The 3,693-nt window shown below is 60.5% G+C and carries 2 protein-coding genes; one reads left to right on the top strand and one right to left on the bottom strand.

All coding sequences use genetic code 11. The features are described 5' to 3' along the window. Window positions 1-271: 271 nt before the first annotated feature. Complete coding sequence (locus tag AC630_RS41630; RefSeq protein ID WP_074124221.1) at window positions 272-1,705, bottom strand: beta-propeller fold lactonase family protein; 1,434 nt, start codon at window positions 1,703-1,705, stop codon at window positions 272-274. 975 nt (window positions 1,706-2,680) lie between these two features. Between AC630_RS41630 and AC630_RS41625 the strand changes: the two genes are divergently transcribed. Then, the gene (locus AC630_RS41625; RefSeq protein WP_074124219.1) at window positions 2,681-3,457 is read left to right on the top strand and encodes a maleate cis-trans isomerase family protein; all 777 of its coding nucleotides are present in this window, start codon (window positions 2,681-2,683) and stop codon (window positions 3,455-3,457) included. Window positions 3,458-3,693: the final 236 nt, after the last annotated feature.

Raw genomic sequence — 3,693 nt, 5'->3', positions numbered from 1 at the left:
CTCAAGATCAATCTCAAGACCGCAAAGGCGCTGGGCCTGACGGTACCGCCCGCGTTGCTCGTCCGCGCCGAGGAGGTACTCGAATAAATGGCCACGTCCGAGTCTGGCCCATCACGTCATTTCGCGTGCGCGAACAATCAGGTCGCTGTCAGAGCGAAGCGGACATTAGATGGATGGCAAGATAGGCCGGTTCGGTCGAGAATGACCCGTTGCGGAAGTGGTCGGCGATCGCGCTCCGCCGGTAGATGCCTAGACGGCGGTCAAGGGTGCCTCAACGCGTCTTAGGCCGGCTCGACTTCGCCGCCGGATGAACCTGCTCGGCAGTCAGGTCGTACTGGGCGATGCCGCCGAGGTCGTAGACCCCGGCCTGGCCAACGGCGGCTTTAGTAGCCTCCGGGCTGTACTGGCCCTTGTACGAAGCCGACCCGTCAGGTCCGAGGTCGTAGAGGTTGATCGAAAAGGATTGGAACGAGCCCAGCCAGTACATGTGCTTGCCGTCCTTGGAGATAATCACGTCCTTGGAATCGCTGGAGGGAGCGTAGCCGGCCCCCCGGGTGATCAAGGGCAGACGCCGCAGAACCTTGCCACTGACCGGATCGAGCTTGAATGGCGTGATCACATTGGTCACGTAGCTGACCACGTACAGCATATCCCCTTTGGGGCTGAGCACCGTCCAGCAGGCCTCGTCGATGTCCTTGGGATTGGTCTGGCCGGTAGGATAGTTCTCGACTTTGGTCAGCCTGGCGCCGCCATCCCGCAGCACGGTCAGGCCATTGTCGCCTTTGGCGTTCGTAATCGAGAAATTGCTGACATAGAGCCGCTCCGCCCGCGGGCCCCATTCGAATCCGACCGTGCCGGCGATGCCGGCCTCTTCGAAGAAGCGCCGGTGGCTGACCTGGCCGCCTGAGAAATCGTACATATAGACCCGGCTTGGATGCATCTCCTCAAGCTTAGGATCCTCGGTCAGGAAGTGCGGGACCCCCCAGGTTGATACAGCCAGCTTCCGGCCGTCCGGGCTGAACGAGACCTGGGCGACGCCGCCGTTTTCCCGCGGATAGTGGTCCAAGGTGCGGACGTGGGTCATCGTTCCGTTGGCGCCATCAAGCCTGTAGAGCTCGATGGTACGGGCCTTGTCCGAGGCGTCGGCCTTCGTTAGGTCCTGGCGAAGGAAGGCGTCGCTCGGTAGGCGCTGCAGCTTGTCACCGCCGTAGATCACCGTCGGCTGGCCCCACTGATTGCCGACGACGACCCAATATTGGCCAACCTCTCCGGAAATCGGCGTGGCGGTCACTGATACCGGCATGTCGCCATAAGAGTTAACGTTGCCGGTGAGCGTCAACTCACCGGTGGGGCGATCGATCTTGAACACCGAGATCGAATGAGATGCGGGATTGGCTGTCAGCAACACGTTGCCGACGATCTGGGTCTGACCCTGGGCGTCGTAGTCGCCCATCGCCGGCGCCGTGTGGTTTGCGGCGCCGCGTACGTAGGTCGAGTAGGTTTTTTCATCGCCGAGCATGCCATTTGCATAACGCGCCAGCCGGACGACTTCGTTGATCCCTTCCCCATTGGTCGTGGTGTAGACGTAGCCGATCACGCGCTCGCCTTGAGCCTCGGCGCTTCCAGGGGAGCCAGTGGCCAGCATCAGGGCCGCGCCGGCAGCGAGCGCCAGACTGGCGCCGCCAAATCTCTCACGAACTTTCATTGGGGTCTCCTTGAAAACAGTGATCGGCCGGCGGCCGGCTTCGATTTTCGATATACTCAAGCGGAATTCAGCAGAAATAGTCGTTTTGCATTGATCCTATTCCGGTGAGCAATCGATGCGCCTCGATGTCGTGCAACGGGCACGCAATTTTTCATGCCATAGATTCAATCCGAGGCGTCACCCGGGAGGTGGCATGACGGGCAGTCGGTCTTGTAGTCGGTCGACGTCGTCTTCAAAGGATCGCCCACGTCAACCCGAGACCAACCCAGCCATCACCCCACATTGCATATCAAGCCTCCTGGCTTCTCAATCTGGCATCGCGTCTCGGTGGCGGCACTGAAAGTTTCGGTACGACGATGCTTTGGAGAATGACCTTGCAACGCCGGCGAGGGAAATCACCTCTCGCCATAGAGTCGATAGACGATGATTATTGCCGCCGCGCCGCATGATGCCGCAGCGAGGAATGCCACCAGCCGCATCTGCAGAGACTCCCGTTGCCGCCCTTGGGCCAATCGAGGTTGCGCGTGCCAACGCGCCGCCGTCCTTGACAATGACGCCGCTCCTACGGTGGATTTGTCGTGCGCCACGTCGCCGACCGGATGCCGTACCGAGGTAAGAGAGGGAAAGACACCGCCATTTTTTGCAGATGGGGCAGGATGCCTATAGAAAAATTTCGGAAATCCGTTACGTGGGTAGCGATCAAGCTGTTCTTGCACACTCAGGTCTGGTGGTGGGCCGAGGCCAAGTCCCCCGACCCGCCACTCGATCCGAGCTGACCCGGACGCGTTACGTCGCCTCTTGGCCCGTTGCTGACCTTGGCACGAGCGACTTTAGCGTCCGGTATGTGGAGCAGACCGGACCAGCTCTAGTGCAGGGGCGAAGTCGCAGTTTGACCCCGAGCGGACCACAGACATATCGACCGGCACGCCAATCTCGGATACCGTTCGTGGATCATCTTGTCGCTGGGGAGTGGCCATGTGGCAGCCGGACGGGTGGGGGCGGACACGGATCGGCGTTCTCACGCCTCATGCCGACATCGTTCCGGAGACAGAATTCAACGCGCTCGCTCCTGACGGAATTTCGATCCACGCCGCACGCGTTCCTTTCGGTGGCTACAAGCCGGGCGGAACGATGGACCCGACCATTGCCCATAATCCCGTGCGCGCCTTTGCCGATCCACCTGCGGTGGATGATGCCGCCGAGATGCTCGCAATGGCGCCATTGCATGCAATTGTTTTTGGCTTCACTAGCAGCAGCTATGTGCGAGGCGCAGCCGATGATGTGACGCTCAAGTCTCGTTTGGAAGCCCGCACGCGAGGCATCCCGGTGGTCATCCCGTGCGCGGCAGCAGTTACCGCATTGGCTGCACTCTCCGTTAGACGGGTTGCACTAGTCAGTCCGCCATGGTTCTCGGCTGAAATGGATCAGCAGGGTGTCGGCTACTTCCAGAGCGAGGGATTAGAGGTCGTTCACAGCGGACCAGCGGGGTTGCCATCGGATCAACAAGCTATTCAGCCAGACCAGCTTTACGACTGGATCCATTCTCATGTACCGGCGAATGCCGAAGGCGTTTTCGTTGGTGGCAATGGCTTTCGCGCGATTGGCGTGATCAAGGCGCTGGAAGATAGTCTTGATCGCCCCGTTCTGACTGCAAACCAAGTCGCTTTTTGGTGCGCTTTGCGCTTATCAGGCGCGCAGGCGACGGTTGCGGGCTACGGCCGAATCTTCGAGCTTGATCTACCGCGCTCATAGGGGCGGAGCTTCTTCGGTTGACGTCCGTTGATGGCCCGCGGCTGACCTAAGCCCTGAGCGCGGCGATGTCCGCTTCCGAGAGATGACCCAACCAAGGGCATGCTGGCTGCCGAGGGCAGCCTTTGACCCTGGCTGTGTGAAAAGCCACGAGTCGGCTAGGATTCCTCCGTTTCCTGATGGGGGATACGGATGGGACGCTTCGTTGAAGGTGCGGACAGATCCCAGCTGACGCTCTT

Origin of the sequence: Bradyrhizobium sp. AS23.2, from assembly GCF_001908185.1 — a bacterium.
Lineage (GTDB): Bacteria > Pseudomonadota > Alphaproteobacteria > Rhizobiales > Xanthobacteraceae > Bradyrhizobium.
The sequence above is the reverse complement of the archived record's forward strand: the minus strand, read 5'-3'. Positions and strand labels throughout refer to the sequence as shown.

Excerpts from the sequence above, each read along its gene's own strand:
- AC630_RS41630 (WP_074124221.1), bottom strand. The coding sequence starts at position 1,705 with ATGAAAGTTCGTGAGAGATTTGGCGGCGCCAGTCTGGCGCTCGCTGCC.
- AC630_RS41625 (WP_074124219.1), top strand. The coding sequence starts at position 2,681 with ATGTGGCAGCCGGACGGGTGGGGGCGGACACGGATCGGCGTTCTCACG.